Annotated in this window: 22 protein-coding genes and 1 other annotated feature; of the genes, 20 read left to right on the top strand and 2 right to left on the bottom strand. The window is 41.1% G+C overall.

Annotated features, from left to right (window positions below; genetic code table 11):
* Nucleotides 1-111 precede the first annotated feature (111 nt).
* Complete coding sequence (locus tag R8925_RS01010) at nucleotides 112-999, top strand: 2-dehydropantoate 2-reductase (RefSeq protein ID WP_430534075.1); 888 nt, start codon at nucleotides 112-114, stop codon at nucleotides 997-999.
* On the top strand, nucleotides 996-1379 hold the full coding sequence (locus R8925_RS01005; RefSeq protein ID WP_430534074.1) for a DUF3397 domain-containing protein: 384 nt from the start codon (nucleotides 996-998) through the stop codon (nucleotides 1377-1379). The genes R8925_RS01010 and R8925_RS01005 overlap by 4 nt, the downstream gene beginning before the upstream one ends.
* On the opposite strand, the gene R8925_RS01000 is transcribed toward R8925_RS01005, so the two are convergent.
* Nucleotides 1376-3106 carry an ABC transporter substrate-binding protein gene (locus tag R8925_RS01000; protein WP_430534073.1) on the bottom strand — a complete coding sequence of 577 codons (1731 nt, stop codon included), beginning with the start codon at nucleotides 3104-3106 and terminating at the stop codon, nucleotides 1376-1378. The two genes, R8925_RS01005 and R8925_RS01000, sit on opposite strands and share 4 nt — an antisense overlap.
* Nucleotides 3107-3204: 98 nt before the next feature.
* Between R8925_RS01000 and R8925_RS00995 the strand changes: the two genes are divergently transcribed.
* The gene (locus tag R8925_RS00995; protein WP_430534072.1) at nucleotides 3205-4452 is read left to right on the top strand and encodes an MDR family MFS transporter; all 1248 of its coding nucleotides are present in this window, start codon (nucleotides 3205-3207) and stop codon (nucleotides 4450-4452) included.
* 55 nt (nucleotides 4453-4507) lie between these two features.
* Here R8925_RS00995 and R8925_RS00990 read toward each other — a convergent pair whose 3' ends face one another.
* Nucleotides 4508-5227 carry an ankyrin repeat domain-containing protein gene (locus R8925_RS00990; protein ID WP_430534071.1) on the bottom strand — a complete coding sequence of 240 codons (720 nt, stop codon included), beginning with the start codon at nucleotides 5225-5227 and terminating at the stop codon, nucleotides 4508-4510.
* Nucleotides 5228-5495: 268 nt separating this feature from the next.
* Here R8925_RS00990 and mraZ point away from each other — a divergent pair, with 268 nt between their 5' ends.
* The 17 genes from mraZ to ileS all read left to right on the top strand — a co-directional run bounded on the left by mraZ (nucleotide 5496) and on the right by ileS (nucleotide 24616).
* Nucleotides 5496-5927, top strand: coding sequence for a division/cell wall cluster transcriptional repressor MraZ (gene mraZ, locus R8925_RS00985; protein ID WP_430534070.1), 432 nt, complete (start codon nucleotides 5496-5498; stop codon nucleotides 5925-5927).
* Between the two features lie 19 nt (nucleotides 5928-5946).
* Nucleotides 5947-6882 (top strand): 16S rRNA (cytosine(1402)-N(4))-methyltransferase RsmH, encoded by a 936-nt coding sequence (gene rsmH / locus R8925_RS00980; RefSeq protein ID WP_430534069.1) that lies wholly within the window; start codon nucleotides 5947-5949, stop codon nucleotides 6880-6882.
* Between the two features lie 20 nt (nucleotides 6883-6902).
* Nucleotides 6903-7274, top strand: coding sequence for a cell division protein FtsL (ftsL, locus tag R8925_RS00975; protein ID WP_430534068.1), 372 nt, complete (start codon nucleotides 6903-6905; stop codon nucleotides 7272-7274).
* Complete coding sequence (locus R8925_RS00970) at nucleotides 7271-9517, top strand: penicillin-binding protein (protein ID WP_430534067.1); 2247 nt, start codon at nucleotides 7271-7273, stop codon at nucleotides 9515-9517. The genes ftsL and R8925_RS00970 overlap by 4 nt, the downstream gene beginning before the upstream one ends.
* 232 nt (nucleotides 9518-9749) lie before the next feature.
* Nucleotides 9750-11237, top strand: coding sequence for a UDP-N-acetylmuramoyl-L-alanyl-D-glutamate--2,6-diaminopimelate ligase (locus R8925_RS00965; RefSeq protein ID WP_430534066.1), 1488 nt, complete (start codon nucleotides 9750-9752; stop codon nucleotides 11235-11237).
* A gap of 46 nt (nucleotides 11238-11283) precedes the next feature.
* Complete coding sequence (gene mraY, locus R8925_RS00960) at nucleotides 11284-12261, top strand: phospho-N-acetylmuramoyl-pentapeptide-transferase (RefSeq protein ID WP_430534065.1); 978 nt, start codon at nucleotides 11284-11286, stop codon at nucleotides 12259-12261.
* 34 nt (nucleotides 12262-12295) lie between these two features.
* Nucleotides 12296-13663 carry a UDP-N-acetylmuramoyl-L-alanine--D-glutamate ligase gene (murD, locus tag R8925_RS00955; protein ID WP_430534064.1) on the top strand — a complete coding sequence of 456 codons (1368 nt, stop codon included), beginning with the start codon at nucleotides 12296-12298 and terminating at the stop codon, nucleotides 13661-13663.
* On the top strand, nucleotides 13660-14754 hold the full coding sequence (murG, locus tag R8925_RS00950) for an undecaprenyldiphospho-muramoylpentapeptide beta-N-acetylglucosaminyltransferase (protein ID WP_430534063.1): 1095 nt from the start codon (nucleotides 13660-13662) through the stop codon (nucleotides 14752-14754). Before murD ends, murG begins: the two co-directional genes overlap by 4 nt.
* Before the next feature lie 23 nt (nucleotides 14755-14777).
* Nucleotides 14778-15566: a cell division protein FtsQ/DivIB gene (locus R8925_RS00945; RefSeq protein WP_430534062.1), complete on the top strand. Its 789-nt coding sequence runs from the start codon at nucleotides 14778-14780 to the stop codon at nucleotides 15564-15566.
* 335 nt (nucleotides 15567-15901) lie between these two features.
* Nucleotides 15902-17176 carry a cell division protein FtsA gene (gene ftsA, locus R8925_RS00940; protein ID WP_430534061.1) on the top strand — a complete coding sequence of 425 codons (1275 nt, stop codon included), beginning with the start codon at nucleotides 15902-15904 and terminating at the stop codon, nucleotides 17174-17176.
* Between the two features lie 45 nt (nucleotides 17177-17221).
* Nucleotides 17222-18388: a cell division protein FtsZ gene (gene ftsZ / locus R8925_RS00935; protein WP_430534060.1), complete on the top strand. Its 1167-nt coding sequence runs from the start codon at nucleotides 17222-17224 to the stop codon at nucleotides 18386-18388.
* A gap of 24 nt (nucleotides 18389-18412) precedes the next feature.
* Nucleotides 18413-19090 carry a YggS family pyridoxal phosphate-dependent enzyme gene (locus tag R8925_RS00930; RefSeq protein ID WP_430534059.1) on the top strand — a complete coding sequence of 226 codons (678 nt, stop codon included), beginning with the start codon at nucleotides 18413-18415 and terminating at the stop codon, nucleotides 19088-19090.
* A 19-nt stretch (nucleotides 19091-19109) separates the two neighbouring features.
* Nucleotides 19110-19601 (top strand): cell division protein SepF, encoded by a 492-nt coding sequence (locus R8925_RS00925; RefSeq protein WP_430534058.1) that lies wholly within the window; start codon nucleotides 19110-19112, stop codon nucleotides 19599-19601.
* A 14-nt stretch (nucleotides 19602-19615) separates the two neighbouring features.
* Nucleotides 19616-19903: a YggT family protein gene (locus tag R8925_RS00920; protein ID WP_133619700.1), complete on the top strand. Its 288-nt coding sequence runs from the start codon at nucleotides 19616-19618 to the stop codon at nucleotides 19901-19903.
* 175 nt (nucleotides 19904-20078) lie between these two features.
* Nucleotides 20079-20855, top strand: a complete 777-nt coding sequence (locus R8925_RS00915) for a YlmH family RNA-binding protein (protein ID WP_430534057.1) — start codon at nucleotides 20079-20081, stop codon at nucleotides 20853-20855.
* A gap of 146 nt (nucleotides 20856-21001) precedes the next feature.
* A complete protein-coding gene (locus tag R8925_RS00910; RefSeq protein WP_430534056.1) occupies nucleotides 21002-21538 on the top strand; it encodes a DivIVA domain-containing protein in 537 nt (178 codons plus the stop codon).
* Nucleotides 21526-21768, top strand: a binding site (T-box leader). Its footprint overlaps the gene before it by 13 nt.
* A gap of 88 nt (nucleotides 21769-21856) precedes the next feature.
* On the top strand, nucleotides 21857-24616 hold the full coding sequence (gene ileS, locus R8925_RS00905; protein WP_430534055.1) for an isoleucine--tRNA ligase: 2760 nt from the start codon (nucleotides 21857-21859) through the stop codon (nucleotides 24614-24616).
* Nucleotides 24617-24619: the final 3 nt, after the last annotated feature.

Genomic DNA, 24619 nt, shown 5'->3' with positions numbered 1-24619 from the left:
ACTAGGCCAAAATTGAAACGATACACCAAGACGCCAAACCTACTAAATCCATGCAAAATCTCACTACCTTTGCTAAAATAAAAACCAAGGTGCAAAAAAAGGAGGGATAACATGACATATCAAATCGGCATTATTGGCGCAGGATCTCTAGGCCTACTATACGCAGGGGTGCTCCAAGCAGACGTGACGCTATTCACACGCTCCAACGAACAAGCTGACAACATTGAAAACAATGGGATAACAGTTATGGCTGGCAAAGTAGGAACAAAATACAAAGCTCACGCAACACCTCTCACTCATGCTGATTTCACAACCATCGATTTTGTTATCATAACCGTGAAATCCTACCAATTAGAAGAATTGGTCGAAAAGCTTGCGCAAATTCCTGAAAACACGCCACTTCTATTTTTGCAAAATGGCATTGGGCATTTAGGTTTGTTACCCAATCTATCGCACAAAACGATTCTTCTCGGAACTTGTGAACACGGTGCAGGGAAGCTAGATGCTACAACCGTTGCGTGGCGCGGAGTCGGACGAACGAATTGGGCTGTTTATCGTGGGAAGATGCATGAAGAGCTAGCGCAGATATTAAAGGCTAATTCTGATTTTCCGTTTTTCGAGCAGGCGGATTTTGAAGAAATGGTTTATAATAAATTATTGGCGAATGCGGTGATTAATCCATTGACGGCGATTCTTGGGGTGCCGAATGGGGCGTTATTACATAATGAAAGTTTTTATAAAGTATTGGTAGACCTGACGCGTGAAGTAGCGGGTGTGCTAAATAGAGAAAATTCGCTACAAAAAGTGACGGCAATATGCGAGGCGACAGCGGCTAATTTTTCTTCGATGGCAATGGATGTGCGAGAAAAGCGGCGAACAGAGATAGAGAGTATTTCTGGGGCGATTGTGAGGCTTGCTCAGACGCAGGGGAAAGAGGCTCTAATTTCTGAAACATTATACGGCTTAGTGAAAGGGCTGGAAGGAGAGTATTTACGGTGAATTGGTTAACGAATATAACGGCGCTTGTAATTGTGGCTCCGGTTCTTATTTTTACGGTCACATTTATTGTGGCGCAAAACATAACGAAAAGAACGCCAAAAGCAGTGAAGCAAAGCGCCGATGTTACGACGTTTTTCCTGATTTTAGCGGTTCATTTCTTTATGATTGTATTGTTTGATCAATCTTTTTTATTATATATTTTTCTATTTTTATTCTTGATTGGTATTTTGTTTGTCGCGCTATATGCCAAATCACAAGGAGTTATCAATTTCCAAAAAGTGATTCGCGGTTATTGGCGGATTTGCTTCTTTGCTTTCGCGATTCTTTATTTGTTGCTGTTCGTATTTGGTATTGTGAAGAGCCTTTTGCTCGTTTTTTAGTCAATCCATAGTTTTTTTAAATTTAAATGGCCGTATAGGTGCGTTTCTTCGGTTTTGATTGTTGTGTGGATGAATTGGTGTTTGGTCAAATGTTCTAAAAATAGGAATAAATGATTGTCCCGCACAAATTGCTCTATCTGGTCGTAAAAAGGCTCGCGTTCATTCAAATCCTGACATTGGCGTGCTCGATGTAGTAGCTCCTCTATTTGTTGGAGCTCTTTTTTTGCGAGAAAACGCTGTGGAGCCAAATTGGGATTACCGTAGAAATCCATAAAGGCAATCTCAATATCAGTGCTTGGGACATCGCCCCCCATACTGAAGTCGATAGCTTCCCACTGGCTGCCTTGGTAAAATTCGGAGCTGATGTCGATGACTCGTAATTCGATAGGAATACCAAATGTAGCGGCTCGATTGACAATCCACTGGCCTTGGCGAATCGTTTTGGCGTGTGAAAGGATAGCAAATTTTAACGGTTCTCCGTTGTAATTCGCGGTCTTTAGCAGATTGGCAATTTTGTTAGCATCTCGTCGTTTTGCACTAGATTTATGAAAAAAGTAGCTTGAGGCCTCTGTTTCTTCTTGGTTGTTTAATTCGTCTAACATGAGAGGTGTGTCCAGAAGGTGATAGAAAGCTTCGCGGAACGCTGGATGGTGCGCGAATGAACAATAATGAAAATTAAAAGTGAAGATATTGACGCCATAATTTTTTGTAGCGTAATCCGTGTAATCATTATTTGACTCATTTCCCATATCGGTTACTGTGACAACGGGATTTCTTTGATTTTTCACAAGCCAAAATTCAATTCGATCAAGAAATGGGCGTTCTAGGAAATGAGCATCATAGGCCTCTAAAACCAGCTTTTTCTTTGTTCGTTGCGCTATCTTGAACGCACCGGTACTTATCCATTTCCGTTCATCAAAGGGAATATCGTGTGGCAAGATAACGAGGTTTCCTAAGCAAAGGTAGCGAGTGAAAAAGGGGTTCGAGTTATTTAGTTGAATCATGATTTTGTGATCGGACAGAAGTGTGATTTTGGCAATATCCTTCAAATACCAATGCGTGACGGTGCCTTTTTGCATCGCTTTTTCAAAAGTGTGGAGGATATCAGTCGTTGTTAGAGTTCTACCATGATGAAATCGAATTCCCTTTCTAATATAAAAAGTCCAAGTAGTACTGTTATTCTCGGATTTCCAATGATGCGCGATGCAAGGCATCACGGTGTTTGTTACTGTATCGAAGCGGACGAGTGGATCGCCGAGTTGTAGGAGTAAGGAGCTTTCCATATTAATCGATGTATGAAGGGGATCAAGAATGCTGAATGGACGGGCAATAATAAGGCGGAGTATGTCTTGGTCGCCTTTTTCGGTATGGAGTCCAAATAGATCATTCATTTCGTATGAGACAGAGCTAAACCATTCGCGTGGGATATTCAATTGAAGTAAGGTGAGCAGTTTGTCTAGGCTTTCTTGCTCTAAGGCTTCTCGAATGAACAGGTCAATCTCTGCTTGGAAAGTGAGAAGGAATATTAGTTTTGACGGGTTTCCTCGACCCTGCCCGGGTTGGTACATGCAATAATCAAGGGCTTGATATCTTTTTAGTTTTCGCTTGGCGCTTTTATCACTACACGCCCATTTCTCAGCCAATTCGTTCAAGCGAAAAGCAGCGGTATTGCCAATCTGCCGTTCCAACAAAAAAGCACGCATCTCGTAATAAGCAAGGTCGCGCATGAGAAAACCTCCTCGTGAAAAAGGGGACAAAAAAATTTAATATTATCCCTTTTTCTACTTTTTAAAACTAGTTATACTATGTTTAGGAGGTGAAGTCAATGTTTAAAGCGCTACATCCAAACATCAAGGCGCGTATTGCGATTTCGTTTTTAAGTAAAATGATTGGTTCGATGGTGTTTCCGTTCATGGCGATTTATTTTGCAAAAGAGATCAATGTTGGCGTCGCTGGTGTGTTATTGATGATCAATATTGCCGTGCAGTTTATCGCAAGTATTTATGGCGGGCATTTGGCGGATCATCTTGGGCGGCGGAAATTGATGGTATGGGGAGAATGGGTAAAGGTTGGCGCCTTTGCGTTGATGTTAACTGTGAATTCTCCTTGGCTTGTTTCTCCGTGGTTGACGTTTGTCGCGTTGCTTTTGATCGCTGTGTCGCAAGGACTAACGGTTCCTGCAAGTGATGCAATGTTGATTGATGTGAGTACGCAAAATGAACGAGCATACATGTATTCAATTAATTATTGGGCGAATAACTTATCTGTCATGATTGGTATCGTGATTGGTGGTTGGTTTTTCCAGAGCTACTTATTTGAGTTGTTGACTGCTCTTCTCGTGATGTCGTTTGTTACGACATGGCTCACGATTGTGTTGATTTCTGAGACGCTGGAGCAAGACAGAAACAAAGAAGTGAGCGATGCTGGAATTAAAAGTTTGTTTTGTAGTTATCAGAAGATTTTGTATGATGCGCGTTTTCTATGGTTCACAGCAGGTGGTATTGCGGTATTATCAATTGAATTTCAGCGTAACAATTTTATTTCGGTTCGATTAGCAGATATATTTCCACCGATGATATACGATTTTGGATGGCTTGGAAGTACGTCGTTTGATGGCGTGAAGTTGGTGAGTGCTTTGACACTCGTTAACACACTGATGATTGTGCTTTTTACGGCGCCGATTGCAAAATGGGTGCGAGATCGGAATTTGCAAAAATGGATGTATGTCGGGTTTATGGTTTTTACGTTCGGATTTGCGTTATGTGCCTTGGCGAATAATATTTGGGCTTTGCTAGGGGCAACCATCATTTTATCTGTGGGTGAATTGCTTTATGTGCCAACGCGGCAAACGATTTTGGCGGATATTGTGGATGAAACGATGCGTGGGACTTACATGGCATTTAACGGTTTTGTTTTTCAAATCGGAAAATTAATTGGTGCGGGAAGTCTGATGTTTTCGCCGTATATCGGGAAATATGGTATGGCGTTGTTTATTGTTTCTTGCGGTTTCTTCGGCGTTATGATGACGTTTTGGGCATTGAAACCGACGACGAGAACAGTAAAACAAGAATAGCAAAAGAAGAGACACGACCGAATATGCGTTTTCGGTCGTGTCTCTTCTTTTTTTGCTATTGTGCACCATGAGTTATAAGTAAATTCGCGATTGTGTCATATCCTTTTTGCTTTGCGTGTGATAGAGGGGTAACGCCGTTTGAATCTGCAATGTTTGGATCAGCGCCATTTTCAAGTAGTGCTAGAACGATTTGTTGTTGCGTCTTGTTACCGGTGGAGAGAACGATTGCTTCTAAGAGTGCTGTCCAACCAGGATTATTTATATGATTTACATCGATATTTGTTTTAGCTAAAAGAAGTCGAACGTTTGCTAAATGTCCTTTTTCAGCTGCAGGAATCAAGGCTGTTCCGCCGAAGCGATTGGTTAGTTTGTAGTCTGGATGATGCGAAATCATTGCTTTTAAAATCTCGGTCTGTCCTTCTGCGCCAGCGTATAAAAAGGGGCTGTCCTCTATTTTATCCTGTAAATTAACATTGGCGTTATGCTTGAGGAATAATTTAGCCATTGGAATGTTGTTTTGATGTGTGGCCACGAGGAGTCCGCTCTCACCGAGCTGGTTCACTGTATCTACCTGTGCACCTCGTTGTAGAAGTGATTCGATTTGTTGCAGGTTATTGGAATCGATAGCTTGGAGTAAGGATTGGTTTAACTGTGTCACATTTTTCTCCTCCTTTTCTTTTTTTACTGGTATTTCTGAATGGTTTGTCCTGTTTTCGCTTGCATTCAAACAGGCAGTGAGTAGGGATGTGATTAAGATAATAAGCAACTTAGTCATCAGAAAACCTCCTTCTCACTTATAATGCCAGATAAACATAAACTGGATATTAACTAACACTTAAAAAAGGATTATTTTCAATTGTAGCATTTATTACAGCTTGCTCCACTAAGCCCCACAAATTTTTGTATTAGGAAATTGGCTCTATAAAAGCGCTGAGAGGAGCTGGATTTTATTACTGGCTTCTTTTTTTTGCTTTTTTTCAGTTTTTGGTGGTACGAAGTGGGGAGTTGTGGTAAAGTTGTGTATAAGAAAGTGGGGATGGACTATGTTCATGGGCGAATATCAACATAACATTGATATAAAGGGCCGCTTAATCGTGCCATCTAAATTCCGTGAACAATTAGGGGATCATTTTGTCATTACTCGAGGGCTTGATAAATGTCTCTTTGTTTATTCGATTGATGAGTGGACGAAAGTAGAAGAGAAGATTCAGACACTCCCACTGACTAAAAAAGATGCTCGTTCTTTTACCCGTTTTTTCTTTTCCGGGGCTTCAGAATGTGAGCTTGATAAGCAAGGACGGATTAATATTCCATCCAACTTGACGAGCTACGCTGAACTTGAGAAGGAGACGGTGATTGTCGGGGTCGCAAGTCGTATTGAAATTTGGAGCAAATCGGAATGGGATAACTTCTTTGATGAGGCGCAAGAATCATTCTCAGATATTGCCGAAAATATGATTGGCTTTGATATTTAAAAAGAGGAGGGGCATAAAGATGTTCCAACATGAGACGGTATTGTTGAAGGAAACAGTTGATAGCTTGAATATAAAGCCGGATGGAGTGTATGTAGATTGTACACTTGGCGGTGCAGGGCACAGTGAATATTTGTTGAGTCAGCTCTCAGAAGAAGGGCATTTATTCGCATTTGATCAAGATAACAAAGCGCTGGCTCACGCCAAAGAGCGGTTGCAGGATTACGCGGGAAGAGTAACATTTATTAAAAGCAACTTTAGATATATTAAGGAAGCATTGTTAGAAGTAGGAATTACAGAAGTGGATGGAATTTTGTATGATTTAGGTGTTTCGTCACCACAACTAGATGAACGAGAACGTGGCTTTAGTTATCATCAAGATGCACCACTAGATATGCGAATGGATCAGGAGGCAGAACTTACGGCACATGACGTTGTAAATGAATGGCGCTACGAAGATCTTGTGCGTATTTTTTTCCGTTATGGCGAGGAAAAATTTTCGAAGCAAGTGGCGCGTGAGATTGAGCGTCGGCGTGAAATAGCACCGATTGACACGACTGGAGAACTAGTGGATGCGATTAAAGCGGCGATTCCAGCACCGGCGAGGCGAAAAGGTGGACATCCGGCAAAGCGGATTTTCCAAGCGATTCGCATTGCGGTGAATGATGAGCTAGGCGCGGTTGAGGACTCGCTGAAAGAGGCGATGGACTTGCTGAAACCTAGCGGACGAATCAGTGTCATTACATTCCATTCATTAGAAGATAGAATTACAAAACAAATTTTTGCAGAGGAATCGAAAGGTCCAGAGCTGCCACCGGGGTTACCGATTATTCCAGATGAGTATAAACCGAAAATGAAAGTAGTGACGAAAAAACCGATTCTCCCATCTGAGGAAGAACTAGCAGAAAATAATCGTGCACGATCAGCAAAACTGAGAGTGGTAGAACGGAATATTTAGGAAGTAGGAGTTGAAGTAGATTGAGTAATAATGTAGCCTACAAAACGAATGTGGAACCGAAACGTGTACATAGAGAGACACCGCAACCACAGCCTAAAAAACAAATTTTAAAGCGTGGAAAAATAACATTGGGCGAAAAGTTGATTGCGTCTGTTTTTATTATCGTTATTGCAGTATTTGCGTTTAAGATTATTCACGTACAAGCGCAAGTCTATAGTGTGAACCAAGGTATTCAAGAAAAACAGGCAGAAGTGGATAAGCAGGTGAAGGCGAATGAGGATTTGTCGGCAGAAGTGGCGGATCTTAGTCGTTATGAACGTGTTTGGCAAAAAGCGAAAGAATTGGGATTGAAACTAGATCCAGATAATGTGAAGGTAGTGGAAGGTAAATGAAAAAGCGAGTAGGAAATATGCGAAGAGGCGCTCTGGTTCTTTTTATCATCTTTGGACTTATTTTTCTGTCGGTTATCGGACGCTTCTTCTACATGCAAGTCGTTGGCGAGGTTAACGGAGTTCCGCTTGCGGCCAAAGCAGCTAAACAGCATTTACGAAGCAGTGTCATTGAAGCAAATCGCGGCTCTATTTTAGATCAAAAGGGCGAAGTGATTGCGAAGGACACTGCTTCTTATACATTGGCGGCAGTACTTGATCCGAAGCAAACGGTAGATCCGAAAAATCCGCATCACGTGGTGGAAAAAGAAGAAACGGCTAAGCTCTTGGCGAAGTATCTACCATTAAAAGAAGCCGATATTTTGAAGAAATTGAAAAAGAAAGATGTCTTCCAAGTCGAGTTTGGAAAAGCAGGTAAAAATCTGTCGGCGGAAGTAAAGGACAAGATTGAAGCTGCAAAATTACCTGGTTTAGTATTTACGAAGCAGGCGGAGCGGTTTTATCCAAATGGTGTCTTTGCGTCCCATTTGATTGGCTATGCGCAACAGGAAACTGGTAAAGATGGCATTTCTAAATTAATTGGTAAGATGGGGATTGAGAAGGCGTATAATGATATTTTGACCGGAAAAAACGGCTCGATTAACTATGATACAGATAAGTACGGTTACATTTTGCCAAATGCGAAAAGCACGGTAAAAGAAGCGCAAGATGGGAAAGACATTTACTTGACGTTGGATAAGAAGATTCAAACGTTTTTAGAGGACACGTTAAATACGGTGGATGCAAAATATAATCCGAAAAATATGATGGCGGTTGTGATGAATCCTAAAACAGGTGAAATTTTGGCGATGAGTCAGCGAGACACGTTTAATCCGACGACTAAGGAGGGTCTAACGAATCAATGGGCCAATTTACCGGTAGAGATTACGTATGAGCCGGGTTCGGTTATGAAGGTATTCTCGCTTGCCTCAGCAATTGATATGGGCGTGTATCATCCGAATGCGTACTACCAATCGGGGACGTATAACGTTGGTAACATCCCGATTCATGATCATAATGGTGGTGCTGGTTGGGGTTCTATTACGTATCGTGAAGGTGTGGAGCGATCGAGTAACGTTGCATTTGCAAAACTGCTTGCTGGTATGGGACCGGATAAATTTAAAACATACTTGCAAAACTTTGGCTTTGGTGCAAAAACTGGAATCGACCTTCCGAATGAAGCAACTGGGAAAATTTTGTTTGATCGGAGAATCGAGCAGGTGACGACTGTTTTTGGTCAGGGGACAACAGTGACGATGATGCAAATGCTTCAAGGAGCGACGGCGATTGCAAGTGATGGTACGATGAAGCAACCGTATGTTGTGTCAAAGGTTGTAGATCCGAATACTGGGAAAGTAACGGAAACAAAGACAGTAACGACCGGGAAACCGATTAGCGCAGAGACGGCGAAACAGACGCGCGAAGAATTACGGAATGTTATAACTGGTAAAGTTGGTACTGGGAAATTGTATGCGATTGATGGGTATGATATTGCTGGGAAAACAGGGACATCACAAATTCCAAACCCGAATGGCGGCGGTTATATGACTGGGAATGACAATTATATTTTCTCTTTCATGGGTATGGCGCCGGCAAAAGATCCAGAGCTTGTGATGTACGTGACGATGCAACAGCCACAACTAACGGGTACAGAGACGGGTGGCAAAGCGGTATCAGAAATTTTTAATCCAGTAATGAAAAATAGCTTGCAGTATTTGAACATTAAGTCAGCAGATACATCGGAATTAAAAGCTATTTCGATGCCTTCTATGACTGGTAAAACACCAGATGTTGCGAAAAAAGAGTTGGAAGCACAGAAATTGATTCCGGTTGTGATTGGGAACGGTAAGAAAATTGTACAGCAGCTGCCACAAACAGGGGAGAAAATTTTAGAAGGGCAACGTGTTATTTTGATGACAGAAGGCGATATGACGATTCCGGATATGAGAGATTGGGCGAAGAATGATGTGCTCAAAGTTTCGGAAATTACAGGCATTCCTTTTACGGTAACGGGAAATGGCTATGTGTTGAAGCAGAGTCTTTCTGCCGGCTCGGTCATTAATGACAAGTCGAAAGTGATGATTAATCTTACAACGCCTGATAAGATTCCGAATTTCAATAAGGTACCGAAAGTGGAAAGTGATAAAGAAGATTCGGCGGATACAACAGTGCAGGAAGCGGCCGGACTAAATGCTTTATTAAATTAGTAAAATAAGGAGGTAGGTGCACACTTGTTTGTTAACGGTAAGCGTCGTGTGTCTGCCTTTTGATAGCAAGGAGAACATTTTTAAAAGACTAGTATTTCACCGCTGTTTTTGCTAATATAGAGTAGAAGATTTGTCATCGTTATGCGCGCTGATATGCACTCGTTTTTTTAGAGGTCGCGATATCATTTTTTGCGTTGGTTTTGGAAATGGTGAGATGGAAGGGAAGTTCGAAATGGAATTAGAGAAGTTGATACAGGCAATTCCTTATAGCAGGTTGGTACAGAGCCAGGAAGATACGCTACATACAGAAGTGAAAAGCATCGATCAGGATAGCAGGCAAGTGACGGTGGGGACATTGTTTGTTTGTATCGACGGGGAAGTTGTAGACGGGCATACGTATGCAAAAAAGGCACAAGAGCTTGGCGCGGTAGCGATTGTAGCAGAGCGCATGCTAGAGGATGTTACAATTCCAATAATTTTGGTGCAGGACGGAAAACGGGCGATGGCGATGCTTGCTGCGGCTTTTTATGGCTATCCCACTACAGAAATGAATTTAATTGGAATAACAGGAACAAATGGAAAAACAACAGTGAGCCATTTAGTAGAATTCATATTGGCAGATCATGCGGTAACGACGGGCTTGATTGGTACAATGTATCGCAAAATTGGTTCGGAAATTATGGAAACGAAGAATACTACACCGGATAGTTTAACTTTGCAAAAGACGTTCCGACAAATGCGTGATAAGAAAGTGACGACAGCGATCATGGAAGTATCTTCACATGCGCTTGTGCAAGGTCGGGCTTATGGTTCAGAGTATGATGTGGCGGTATTCACTAATTTATCACAAGACCATTTGGACTATCATAAGACGATGGCAGAATATGCGCATGCGAAAAGTTTGTTGTTTGCTCAACTTGGTAATGGTTATGGTGAGACTGCGAAAACGGCTGTTATCAATGGAGATGACCCGCATGCAAAAATGATGATCGAGGCAACAGGTGCCAGTTTGTTGACCTATGGTATTGACGAAGTTGCGACTTTTCAAGCAAGTGATATTCGGATTAGTAGTAAGGGGACAAGATTTGAACTGCATTTTCAAGATGAGGTTTTTGATGTCCAGTTGAAATTGATTGGGAAATTTAATGTATACAATGCGCTCGCAGCAATTGCCACGGTGTATGCAACGGATGAAGCACCAGCTATGATTCCCGAGATTATTTCTTCCCTCGAAAAAGTCGAAGGTGTAGCGGGGCGCTTTGAGCTGGTAGACGCAGGACAACAATTCCCAGTCATTGTCGATTACGCACATACACCGGACGGATTGGAAAATGTACTGAAAACGGTAGCTGAGTTTGCTACAGGGCGCATTTTTGTTGTTGTTGGCTGTGGCGGGGATCGGGATAAAGGTAAACGTCCGCAAATGGCGCAGATTGCTGTGAAGTACGCGACTGATCCGATTTTTACATCAGATAATCCGCGAACGGAAGTGCCGATGCAGATTATTGAAGACATGCTAGCTGGCGTGCCAAATGCAACATACACGGTGAAAGAACAGCGGCATGATGCGATTCGTTTTGCAGTACAACACGCGAACCCAGAAGATGTTATTTTAATTGCTGGTAAAGGGCATGAAACTTACCAAATTATTGGTGATGTAGTGCATGATTTTGATGATCGCAAAGAAGCACGCGAAGCCATTTTAGCAAAAATATTATAGAATTTTACGATAGCGAAAGATACAAAATAGATTGGAGCGAAAAAGCGTGTCATTATACTGGATTGTTACAACATTTGCGATGGCTTTCATTATTACCGTCATCGGGGTACCACTATTTATCCCGTTTCTACAAAAGTTAAAATTTGGTCAAAGTATTCGTGAGGAAGGTCCGCAAAGCCATCAAAAGAAATCAGGAACACCGACGATGGGAGGTCTCGTATTCCTCCCTGCAATGATTATCAGTTTTGTCATTATGACGCTGATTGGTGGTTGGTTTGGAGTAGAAACTTTGCTGTTACTTATTCCACTCGTTCTATTCGGTGCCTTAGGGTTTTTGGATGACTACATAAAAGTAGTAAAAAAACAGAACTTAGGATTACGTTCGAAACAAAAGTTTTTGGGACAAGTTGCTATTTCTATCTTGTTTTACTGCATTTATCACTGGAACGGATATCCTGACACATTAACGATTCCTTTCACATCAATAGAAGTCAACTTAGGCTGGTTTTTCCTGATTTTTATTATTTTCTGGCTTGTTGGCTTTTCCAATGCGGTGAACTTGACGGATGGCTTAGATGGTTTGGTTTCTGGACTTTCTGTTATTGCATTCGGAGCATTTGGGATTATTGCGATTTTCCAAAACGAGGGCATTATCGCGATGTTTTGTTTTGCAATTGTTGGAGCGATGCTAGGATTCTTACTTTTCAACAAAAATCCAGCAAAAATTTTTATGGGAGATACAGGTTCATTAGCACTCGGTGGCGCGATTGCCGCGATTTCGATTTTGCTAGAGCAAGAGTGGATGCTACTTTTAATCGGGTTAGTTTTCGTTATTGAAACGTCATCTGTAATCATCCAAGTCTTCTACTTTAAAGTAACAAACGGAAAACGGTTATTCAAAATGAGTCCGATTCACCATCACTTTGAACATGTCGATATCGGCTGGTCAGAATGGCGTATCGTTTTCACTTTCTGGGGTGCGGGGCTGATTTGTGCAATTATTGCACTGTTCATCGTCCTTTAAAAATGGGAAAGAGCTGAAAATGGGGGAGTAAATTATGAAAAACATTATTCAATATAAGCATCGCAAAGTACTTGTACTGGGCTTAGCAAGAAGTGGTGTTAGTGCGGCATCTCTTCTTCATAAACTTGGCGCCTTTGTAACGGTGAATGATCAAAAACCGTTTAGTGAGAATCCAGAAGCGCAAGGTTTGCTCGAACAAGGCATTAAAGTTATTTGTGGTTCGCATCCAGTGGAACTTTTGGATGAAGGGTTCGAGCTTGTTGTCAAAAATCCAGGAATTCCATATGACAATCCAATGATTAAAAAAGCGCAGGATTTAATGATTCCGATTATTACCGAGGTCGAGTTAGCTTATCAAATATCAGATGCACCAATCATTGGTATTACAGGAACAAACGGAAAAACAACAACGACAACTATCGTCCATCATATGCTAAATGAAATGACACCGAATCAATCATTATTAGCAGGGAATATCGGCTTTCCAGGCTCAGAGGTTGCTGAAAAAGCGACAGCGGATCAATACATTGCTATGGAGCTTTCTTCGTTCCAACTGATGGGAATTCGCACTTTCTGTCCTAGAATTGCGGTGATTACGAACATTTATGAGGCACATATCGATTACCATAAAACTCGGGAAGAATACGTAAAAGCCAAGTGGCGCATTCAAGAAAATCAAACGAAAAACGAATTTTTAGTGATCAACTGGGATCAAGATGAATTACGCAACATGACGAAGCGCACGAAAGCAAAAGTCATCCCATTCTCACCGACACAAAAATTAGGTGAAGGCGCATATATCAAAGATGGCAATATCATGTTTTACGATGAACTAATTGGTAAGCGTGATGACATCCTGCTTCCAGGCGAGCATAACCTTGAAAACATTCTAGCTTCCATCGCTGTTGCAAAAATCTGTGATGTCAGCAACGAGCAAATTATGCACGTTCTAGAAACGTTCAAGGGTGTAGAGCACCGGACACAATTTGTTAAGGAGTTAAATAGTCGCAAATTCTACAATGATTCGAAAGCAACGAATATCTTGGCTACACAAAGCGCACTGAGTGGTTTTAATCAGCCAGTTGTACTTCTAGCAGGCGGTTTGGATCGTGGTATCGAGTTTGATGAATTAAAGCCATTTTTCAAAAACGTAAAGACATTAATTGTATTTGGTGAAACCGCTGAAAAAGTTGGACGTGTTGGTAAAGAAGCTGGTGTTGATGTGCATCAGGTCCATGATGTCACTGCTGCCGTGCCACTTGCTTACGAATTATCGAGTCCTGGCGATGTCATTTTACTATCACCAGCATGCGCGAGCTGGGATCAATATCGGACATTTGAAGTTCGTGGGCGTGCTTTTATGGATGCAATCGAAGAATTACCAGATGAGGTGGAAAAATGAGATTTGTTATAAGTGGTGGCGGAACAGGCGGCCATATTTATCCAGCTCTCGCGCTAATCCGAGCAATAAAAAAACGAAATCCAAATGCAGAATTCCTCTACATTGGAACGGAAAAGGGCTTAGAATCAACTATTGTAAGGCGTGAAGGGATTGCGTTTGAAGCTATCGAAATCACCGGCTTTAAACGCGCACTCTCTTTTGAAAATGTCAAGACTGTAACGCGTTTCTTCAAAGGAGTGGCGCGGAGCAAAGCTCTAATTCGTGATTTCAAACCAGATGCGGTCATCGGAACAGGTGGATATGTTTGCGGTCCTGTTGTCTATGCAGCAGCAAAACTTAAAATCCCAACGCTTATCCATGAACAAAATAGTGTAGCCGGTCTAACGAACAAATTTCTAAGCCGTTATGCCGATCGTGTAGCGATTTGTTTCGAGGAAGTAAGTGACTCCTTTGCCGCTGAGAAAGTAGTTTTTACAGGAAATCCGCGAGCATCAGAAGTAGTGGAAATCGAATCGGGAGCTGTTTTGAACGAGTACGGCTTGGAAGAAAATCAGCCAACTGTTCTTGTTTTCGGTGGAAGTCGTGGCGCAAGAGGGATTAATGAAGCTGTTGAAGCAAGCCTAGCCAAAATTGGTAAGCGGAGTTATCAGTTGCTGTACGTCACAGGTGATGCCCATTTTGAAAAAATCAAAGCCAAGCTAACGAGTATGGAATTAAATAAAAATATTAGCGTACAACCATTCATCTACGACATGCCAAAAGTACTTAACGCCAGTACCTTAGTCGTATCAAGAGCCGGTGCGACATCACTTGCAGAATTGACAGCGCTCGGGGTACCTAGTATCTTAATTCCAAGTCCATACGTTACGGCAAACCACCAAGCTAAAAACGCTGAATCATTAGCGAATAAAGCGGCGGCATCTGTTATCACAGAGGCTGATCTAACACCAGGACGTTTGCTTGACGAAATCGATAACATCATGGAAAGTCCTGAAAAACTGGCAAAAATGCAATACGAGGCCAAGCAACTCGGTGTCCCTGATGCAGCAGATAAGCTTGTGGATGCTATTTATGACATTATCCAGAACTAAAAACAGACAAGGAGGACGAGCTCATGGCGAATAATAGAAAAATTGTTTCTATCGAAAGCAGAATTCCAGAGCTAAAAAAATACCGTAAAAAGAAACTAATTCGCCATATGTCAATCCTGATTAGTATCTTCCTTCTTCTCATTTTAATTACGCTTTACTTTCTGTCACCACTCAGTAAAGTCCAGCGTATTTATGTCGATGGTAACCATCAAGTAGATGAACAAACGATTTTGAACGAGGGGAATTTGAATTTAGATGATTTTGTTTTTGGTATTAATAAGTCAAAAAGCAGTAAGTTACTAGAAAAAAATCCGCTAATTAAAAAAGCAACGATTGAACTACAAGGACTCAACTCATTGCGCGTCCATATCACAGAAAATAAAACAATTGGATATCAAGAGAAGAACGGTCAGTACTTTGATATTCTAGAAACCGGTAAACTACTGACGACACAACCGAAGCAGTTCCCAATTGGTAATAACCCTATTTTTAGCGGGTTCAAAAATGGACAAGTTTTAAAAGATATGGTGGCACAGTTAAATCAACTCCCAGAAGGTGTCCTATTATCCATCTCAGAGGTTCATTCTGCGCCAACAAAAAGCGATGACGAGCATATTAGGCTATATATGAACGATGGTAATGAAGTCTCTGCCACCATTTCAACTTTTGCCGAAAAAATGATCCACTATCCATCTATCGTTGCCCAGCTAAAAGATAATCAAAAGGGAATCATTGATTTAGAAATAGGTTCTTATTTTCGAACGTACTTAAAAGACAAAGAAGAGAACGCTGCATTACAAAAGAAAAATTGATTGTCCGACTAACAAAAGCGTATGATTTACTACACAATTCGGACATGCTATGAGAATGCATGTTCCGCTTTTAGCACCGAATTGAAAAAAAAGCTAAAAAACTGTTAAAAAATATTCTTTGTGCTTTTATTACTATGCTTCTTGGTGTAGACTGTAGATATGTGTTGTATGAATAGTGTATCTTGTATCAATACTATAATGTTTGTTAAAAAGGGAAATCTTAAAAGGCAAACACCAACCATTAAAAATGACTATCTAAATAAAACTTACTACTGAATTTTGCAAGTAGACAAATAGAAGCAAGACAGACTATGAACTGAAGGAGGTGCCGATAAGTGGGAGAAAACGAAATTTACGTAAGCTTAGACATTGGAACATCAGCTATAAAAGTTATTATTGCGGAAATGGCCAATGACAGACTCAATATTATCGGTGTGGGCAATGTCGCGTCGCAAGGTGTAAAAAAAGGCGTTATTGTTGATATTGATAAAACCGTTGAATCCATAAAAAAAGCCATTGAACAAGCAGAACGTATGGTAGGTGTGCATATTTCGCAAGTTATTGTTGGGATTGTTTCTAACCAAGTGAGATTAGAACCATGTCGCGGTGTTGTTGCTATCAACGGTGAAAATCGTGAAATTACGGATGATGATGTATGGAATGTTATTGATTCAGCGCAAGTTGTTTCCGTGGCACCAAATAGAGAAATTATTAATGTGATTCCAGACCAATATGTGGTCGATGGTTTTGAAGGTGTTAACCCAAGAGGAATGATTGGCGTTCGTTTGGAAATGGAAGGAACTTTGGTTACAGGCTCAAAAGCGATTCTACATAATACGCTACGTTGCGTAGAACGTGCAGGTCTAGAAATTACAGATATTGTGCTTCAACCTCTTGCAGAAGGCTCGGTTTCTTTAACAGATGATGATAAAGAATTTGGTACGGCACTTATTAATATTGGTGCTGGAACAACAACGATTAGCGTTTTTGAACATGGGAAATTAACGTATACGACCGTTTTACCGGTTGGTGGAGATCATGTGACGAAAGATTTATCTCTTGGTTTAAATACGTCTACAGCAAACGCCGAAAAAGTGAAGTTAGAACAAGGGTACGCTTTTTACGACGATGCTTCTGCTGATATTGCATTTGGCATTGATGTTATCGGTAGTGATCAGCAACAACATTTCACGCAATTAGAAGTGGCGGATATTATTGAGGCGCGTATGGAAGAAATCTACACATTGACATTGGAAGAGCTCGCACGTGTTGGTAAAGCTCATTTGCCAGGCGGTTATGTATTAACGGGTGGCACGATGGCTATTCCGGGCGCAATCGACCTTGCTGGAAAAGTATTTCAGGCGCATGTGAGATTAGCTATTCCAGATTATATTGGTGTTCGTGAACCAAGTTTTACCACCGCAGTTGGATTGATAAAATATGCCTATCAAATGGCTGAAAAAGAGGGACGGATCCTAAATACGGAGCCACCTGAAGTGATAGAGGGAAATGAAGAACAATATTCTCAACCAAAACAAAAGCCAAAGAAAACAGAAGAAGAGAAAGTTTCTACTAAGATGAAGAATTTTTTTGGTGCATTTTTCGATTAGAAGCAAGTGTTTTCGTTAAAAAGGTAAAATTAGGAGGCAAATAGTATGTTAGATTTTGACACGAGTGCAGAAAGCTTAGCAACAATTAAAGTAATCGGAATCGGTGGCGGCGGAAACAATGCTGTCAACCGAATGATTGAACATGGTGTCCAAGGTGTCGATTTTGTCGCAGCAAATACGGATGCACAAGCTTTGAATCTTTCCAAAGCAGAGGTTCACTTACAAATTGGTACGAAATTAACACGCGGATTAGGAGCAGGAGCTGTTCCTGAAATTGGTAAGAAAGCTGCGGAAGAAAGTCGTGAAATGATTGAAGAAGCGCTAAAAGGTGCGGATATGGTTTTCGTAACAGCAGGTATGGGTGGTGGAACTGGAACTGGTGCAGCACCAGTTATCGCAACGATTGCCAAAGAAATGGGAGCTTTAACAGTAGGTGTTGTTACACGTCCATTTGGCTTTGAGGGTCCAAAACGTACGAAGCAAGCAGCACTTGGAACCGAAGCAATGAAAGAAGCAGTAGACACGCTTATCGTTATTCCAAATGATCGGTTATTGCAAATTGTTGATAAAAATACACCGATGTTAGAAGCGTTCCGTGAAGCTGATAATGTTTTACGTCAAGGTGTTCAGGGTATATCTGACTTAATTGCTGTTCCAGGATTAATCAACTTGGATTTTGCTGATGTGAAAACAATTATGACAAATCGTGGTTCGGCATTGATGGGAATCGGGATTGGAACCGGTGAAAACCGCGCTGCCGATGCTGCAAAAAAAGCAATCTCATCTCCTTTGCTGGAAACATCTATTGATGGAGCGAAAGGTGTACTAATGAATATCACTGGTGGCTCAAACTTGAGCTTATATGAAGTACAAGAGGCAGCCGAGATTGTATCCTCAGCATCTGATGAGGATGTAAATATGATTTTTGGTTCAGTTATCAATGATGATTTGCAAGAAGAGCTTATTGTAACGGTCATCGCAACTGGCTTTGATGAGGCGGCGCAAGCGAAACAACAAGCCCAAGCACAAAGTCGTCCCAATGCAGCGATTCAAGTCAATCGCCCAGGATATGCGGTAAAAGAAGATACAAACGCTCCGCAACAGCAAAAACCAGAAGAACAACAAGCGCAGCCTCAAGTAGAAGAACAACGCCAAAATCTTGATGTAGAAGTGCCAGCATTTATTCGCAATAGAAACCGTCGAAATCAATAAAGTAGGAAAAACAGGTGATATGTGATGAGCTACAATGAAAACTTACAAGCAATAGAAGATAGAATTTCTAAAGCGGCGCAAAAAAGAGGTCGTGATGCAGCAGATATACATTTGGTTGCTGTAACGAAGACCGTGGATGTTGTTGCAATGGAGAAGTTATACGATTTGGGCATTCGTCATTTTGGCGAAAATAGAGCGGATGTTTTTACAGAAAAAGTAGAAGCGTTTGCGGGTAAGCCCGACATCGTTTGGCATTTTATCGGATCTTTACAAACACGAAAAGTAAGGGCCATCCTACCATATACGCATTTTTTACATTCATTAGACCGCAAGTCATTGGCAGATGAAATTGAAAAACGTGCGACACAGAAGGTTGCTTGTTTTTTACAAGTCAATATTTCTGAGGAAGACAGCAAACACGGTTTTAATGCCGATGAAGCAGTTGCATTTGTGAAAGAGCAAGATTATCAGCATATTGAAATTGTTGGATTGATGACTATGGCTCCAAACACCGATGATGAGCATACTTTACATCACGTTTTTCAAGGATTAAAAGCAGTGCAACTAGAGATAGAGAAACTTAAAATCCCGAATGTTCCGTGTCACGAATTATCGATGGGAATGACAAATGATTTTGAGATTGCAATCGAGGAAGGCGCAACGTTTATCAGAGTAGGAAGAGCTTTAGTAGAGGAAAACTAAATGTGGAGGTGTAAATCAGATGGGATTAAAGAATAAATTTAAATCATATTTTTTCTTAGATGAGGAAGAAGGCGAAGAGTACTATGAAGAGCAGCCAGTTGCGGCAAAACCACAGCCACTTCGTGAGGTTCCAACTGAGAAAAAAATGAAAAAACCAACTGGGAAGAACTATTTTACGAACCAAAATGAAGTAGCACCGGCCGATGATCATAAGGTTGTAAGTATGAACGGAGCGCAATTTTCAAGCCAAATGGTACTTGTTGAGCCGCGAGTTTATGCAGAAGCACAAGAGTTATCGGATTACTTGAAGGAATACAAAACGGTGGTCGTGAACTTACAACGTATTAGCCATGACCAAGCAATCCGAATTGTGGACTTTTTAAGTGGAACTGTGTATGCTTTAGGTGGAGATATTCAACGTATTGGCAACAATATTTTCCTCTGCACACCAGAAAACGTCGAGGTAGATGGCGCTATTTCTGAGATGTTAGAAGAACAAGATTTTATGTAAATGAGGTGTAACACATTTTAGCATATCAGATTGCACATTATGTTTTTTTAGTACTGGATTATTTCCCGTACGTACTGTTTGTTTATATTTTAATGTCTTGGTTCCCGGGAGCCTATGAAACAACATTTGGTCGCTTTTTAGCGAAAATTTGTGAACCTGTTTTGGCACCTTTCCGGAAAATCATTCCGCCAATTGGTGGGGTGCTTGATTTGTCACCAATCATCGCCTTTTTTGCGATAAGAATGGCAACGTATGGTTTGCAATACTTAGTATATAATTATATCTTGCCACTATTTATCTAAATGATGATACCGAAATGGAAGCTGACTGAGAACCAGAAGCGCTCTATTCGGTATTTTTTGGAATTTATTGCTGTGAAAAGCGTAGAAGCTTGCTATAACGGAATTATCGGAGTACGACTAAATTGCGAAATGCTTTTCGAATAAGTATTTTGCTGCTAAAGGGAGTAAGGGGAGCATGGAAGGGATTTATCAACATTTTAGAGCGGAAGAACATAGTTTTATCGATTTGGCCTTAGAATGGATTGTACAGGTTGAGGATCAATATACACCGCGATTAACAGATTTTCTTGATCCGCGTCAACGTCTTATTTTAGAATCGGTTGTTGGTGGTTATGAACATGTGAAGGTGAAATTTTGGGGTGGGGTTGCACACGCAGAACGTCGCCGTGCACTTATTTATCCAGATTATTATGAGCCAACAGATGCTGATTTTCAGATTACGTTGTACGATATTAGGTACCCAGTTAAGTTTACGGAACTAACGCATCAGAAAATTCTTGGAACAGTAATGTCACTTGGTATGAAACGCGATATTTTTGGTGATATCTTAACAGAAAATGAGCTTTGGCAGTTTTTTGTGATGAGCGAGATGAAAGATTATATTGGTTTGCAACTTGATAAAATAGGGAAAGTCAATATCATGTTGGAAGAGCTGAATCTTGACCAAGCTTTGCCAGTGCGTCTTGATTGGGATTACATTGGGACAACGATTACAAGTTTACGCCTGGATTTGGTGGTGGCAACCGCGCACAATATTTCTCGCCAAAAAGCGAAGCAACTAGTTCAAGGGAAGCTAGTGAAAGTAAATTGGAAAACCGTAGAGAACCCAGATTTTGAATGTGAAGAATTAGATATTATTTCAGCGCGCGGTTACGGTCGTGTGAAGCTGGGTGAAATAAATGGACATACGAAGAAAGATAAGATGCGGATAGAAATTGGTTATTTACGTTAAAATTTTGGCTTTTGAGAAGATAATACTTGCGAGAATGTTAGAATTTTATTATAGTAAGAACAGGTATATAAGGAATGAAGTTTTATGGTATAATAGAAGGGCTAGCCTAGAATTTGTTAGGTTTTGACCATATGGAGGTGTTGAGCATGCCATTATCACCGCTGGATATACATAATAAAGAGTTTAGCCGTGGTTTTAGAGGTTATGAAGAGGATGAGGTGAACGAGTTCCTCGACCAAATTATTAAAGATTATGAACAACTGATTAAAGAAAAGAAACGCTTAGAAGAGACACTATCTTCAAGAGATGACCGCTTAGGGCATTTCACCAATATCGAAGAGACGCTGAACAAATCCTTAATTGTGGCGCAAGAAGCTGCAAACCAAGTGATTGATAACGCGGATAAAGAAGCGAAGTTAATTGTGCGTGAAGCGGAGAAAGATGCAGATCGTATTTTGAGTGATTCACTATCAAAAGCTCGTAAAGTTGCGATTGAAATTGAGGATTTAAAACGTCAGTCTAAGGTCTTCCGTGAACGACTGCGCTTACTTGTAGAGACGCAAATGGATTTGATTAAGAGTGATGATTGGAAGCAGCTGATGGAATATGAAGTAGATGCAACGGAATTGAAATCAGCTGAACCAGAGGAATTCGTAGAAGAAAATGAAGCAGAAAAGCTATAATTGAGATAAGTACACTCTTCTAAATAGATTCTATTTTAAAGCGAGCTGGTGATGGTGAGAGACCAGTAATTAGGACAGAAAGTGGAAATCACTCAGGAGCTCTGATTTTGAAAGGCTATGTGCTGATTAGGAAGAAGCGTATATCGGCGTTAACGATGGAACGAAGTGGGCAAAGATGCAAGGTCGATGTCAACAAGGGTGGTACCGCGACTAATAGACTCGTCCCTTTTTAGGGGAGGGTCTATTTTGCGTTTTATCTAGGTTTGAGTGCACTGGAAGTAAGGCGGAGAAATTATTTTATATAAAGGAGAATAACTGATGGAATACAAAGATACGTTATTAATGCCGAAAACAGAATTCCCAATGCGAGGAAATTTGCCGAATAAGGAGCCGGAATGGCAAGCAAAATGGGAAGAGATGGATTTATACGACGAAATTCAACGAAAAAATGCGGATAAGCCAATGTTTATTTTGCATGATGGACCGCCGTACGCGAATGGCGAGTTGCACATGGGACATGCGATGAATAAAGTTATTAAGGACATGATTGTTCGTCAAAAATCAATGAGTGGCTTTCGTTCACCATACGTTCCTGGCTGGGACACACACGGCTTGCCAATCGAACAAGCATTGGCGAATAAAGGTGTGAAACGTAAAGAGATGACTGTTGCTGAATTTCGTAAGCTCTGCGCCGAATATGCGTATAAACAAGTGGATATTCAACGAGCTGGTTTTAAACGTCTTGGCGTGACTGGCGAGTGGGCTAATCCTTACATCACGTTGCAACCGGAATATGAAGCGGAACAAGTAAAAGTTTTTGGCGAAATGGCGAAAAAAGGTTATATCTATAAAGGGAAGAAACCAGTGTATTGGTCCCCGTCTAGTGAATCGGCCTTAGCTGAAGCTGAAATTGAATATCAAGATAAGAAGTCTGCCTCCATTTTTGTGGCGTTCAAAGTGACAGACGGTAAAGGTGTATTGGATGTCGGTACGAATATTGTTATTTGGACAACGACACCGTGGACTATTCCTGCAAATATGGGAATTACCGTGAATCCAGATTTGGAATACGTTGTAGCAACTGTTAATGGTGAAAAATATGTTGTTGCAGAAGCGCTTTTCTCAAGTCTTCGCGAAACATTAGGTTGGGAAAACGCAGAAATTGTAAAAACAGTGCGTGGTTCTGAGTTAGATCGCGTTATCACGAAACATCCATTCTATGACCGTGATTCGCTTGTGATGAACGGCGCACATGCGACGGCGGAAGCTGGTACCGGTGCGGTTCATACGGCGCCTGGACACGGGGAAGACGACTTTATCATTGGTCAAAAATATGAGTTAGAGACATTGGCACCACTTGATGATCGTGGTGTGTTTACAGATGAAGCGCCTGGTTTTGAAGGTGTATTTTATGATACGGCGAATAAAATGGTGACGGAGAAGCTAGAAGAAGTTGGCGCGTTGTTAAAAATGGAATTCATTACGCACTCGTATCCACATGATTGGCGTACGAAGAAACCAGTTATTTTCCGTGCAACACCGCAATGGTTTGCATCGATTAACAAGTTTCGTCAAGAATTGTTAGACGCTGTGCAAGGTGTTACTTGGACTCCTTCGTGGGGCGAAACACGTTTATTTAATATGGTTCGTGATCGCGGAGATTGGGTTATTTCCCGCCAACGTGTTTGGGGTGTACCGCTGCCGATTTTCTATGCAGAGAATGGAGAACCAATCATTACAGATGAGACAATTAATCACATTTCAGAATTGTTCCGTGAGCATGGATCAGATATTTGGTTTGAGCGCGAGGCAAAAGACTTATTACCAGCTGGATTTACGCATGAAGGTAGTCCAAACGGCGAATTTACGAAAGAAAATGATATTATGGATGTATGGTTCGATTCAGGATCAAGTCACCAAGCAGTTCTTGAAGCACGTCCTTATTTGAATCGTCCAGCAGATCTTTATATGGAAGGATCTGACCAATATCGCGGTTGGTTCAACTCTTCATTGACTACTAGTGTTGCTATTAGCGGTGAGGCACCATATCGCAACGTTTTAAGTCACGGTTTTGCTTTAGACGGTGATGGTCGTAAAATGAGTAAATCACTTGGGAACACGATGCTTCCAGGAAAAGTTATCAATCAACTTGGTGCGGATATCGTGCGCCTATGGGTCGCGTCTGTCGATTACCAGGCCGATGTGCGTATCAGTGATAATATTCTAAAACAAGTTTCCGAAGTTTATCGCAAAATTCGTAACACGATGCGTTTCTTGCTTGGAAATATTTCGGATTTCACAGCAACATCAGATGCCATTGCATATGAAGATTTACGTGAGGTCGATCAATATCTACTCATTAAATTAGATGAGCTCGTTAAAAATGTTCGCGCGAGCTATGATAAATATGAGTTTTCAACGATTTATCACCAAATCAATAATTTCTGTACAGTAGAACTTAGCCAATTTTATATGGATTTTGCGAAAGATGTCGTATATATCGAAGCCGCAGATAGCAAAGATCGTCGCGCGATGCAAACCGTATTTTACGAAACAGTTGTCGTTTTGACGAAATTATTGGCGCCAATCTTGCCACATACAACGGACGAGGTTTGGTCGCACTTAACAGATCAAGAAGCATTGAGCATTCACTTGACAGAGATGCCAGAAGTGAAGGATTATGCTGCATCTGAGGCAATTACGGATAAATGGGATCGTTTCATGCAAATTCGCGATGTTGTCCAAAAAGCATTGGAAGAAGCGCGTAATGAGAAAATTATCGGTAAGTCGATGTTGGCAAAAGTGACATTGTTTGTTGATGATGAAGCGAAGCAACTGTTTGATTCTTTAGAAGGTGACTTTGCGCAACTGCTCATCGTGTCTGATTTTGAATTAATAGAAGGGCTTAGTGGTGCGCCAGCTAATGCGGTGAAAGACCAACATGTAGCAGTAGCCATTACTGTAGCAGAAGGCGAAACTTGTGAGCGTTGCCGTGTTGTGAAAAAAGATGTGGGTGCAGATCATAATCATGCAACGTTGTGTAAGCGATGTGCGGATATTGTGGTGGCAAACTATTAAATA

It is taken from the genome of Listeria rocourtiae subsp. hofi, assembly GCF_963575615.1.
In the GTDB taxonomy this organism is placed as follows: Bacteria; Bacillota; Bacilli; order Lactobacillales; family Listeriaceae; genus Listeria_A; species Listeria_A hofi.
The sequence above is the reverse complement of the archived record's forward strand: the minus strand, read 5'-3'. Positions and strand labels throughout refer to the sequence as shown.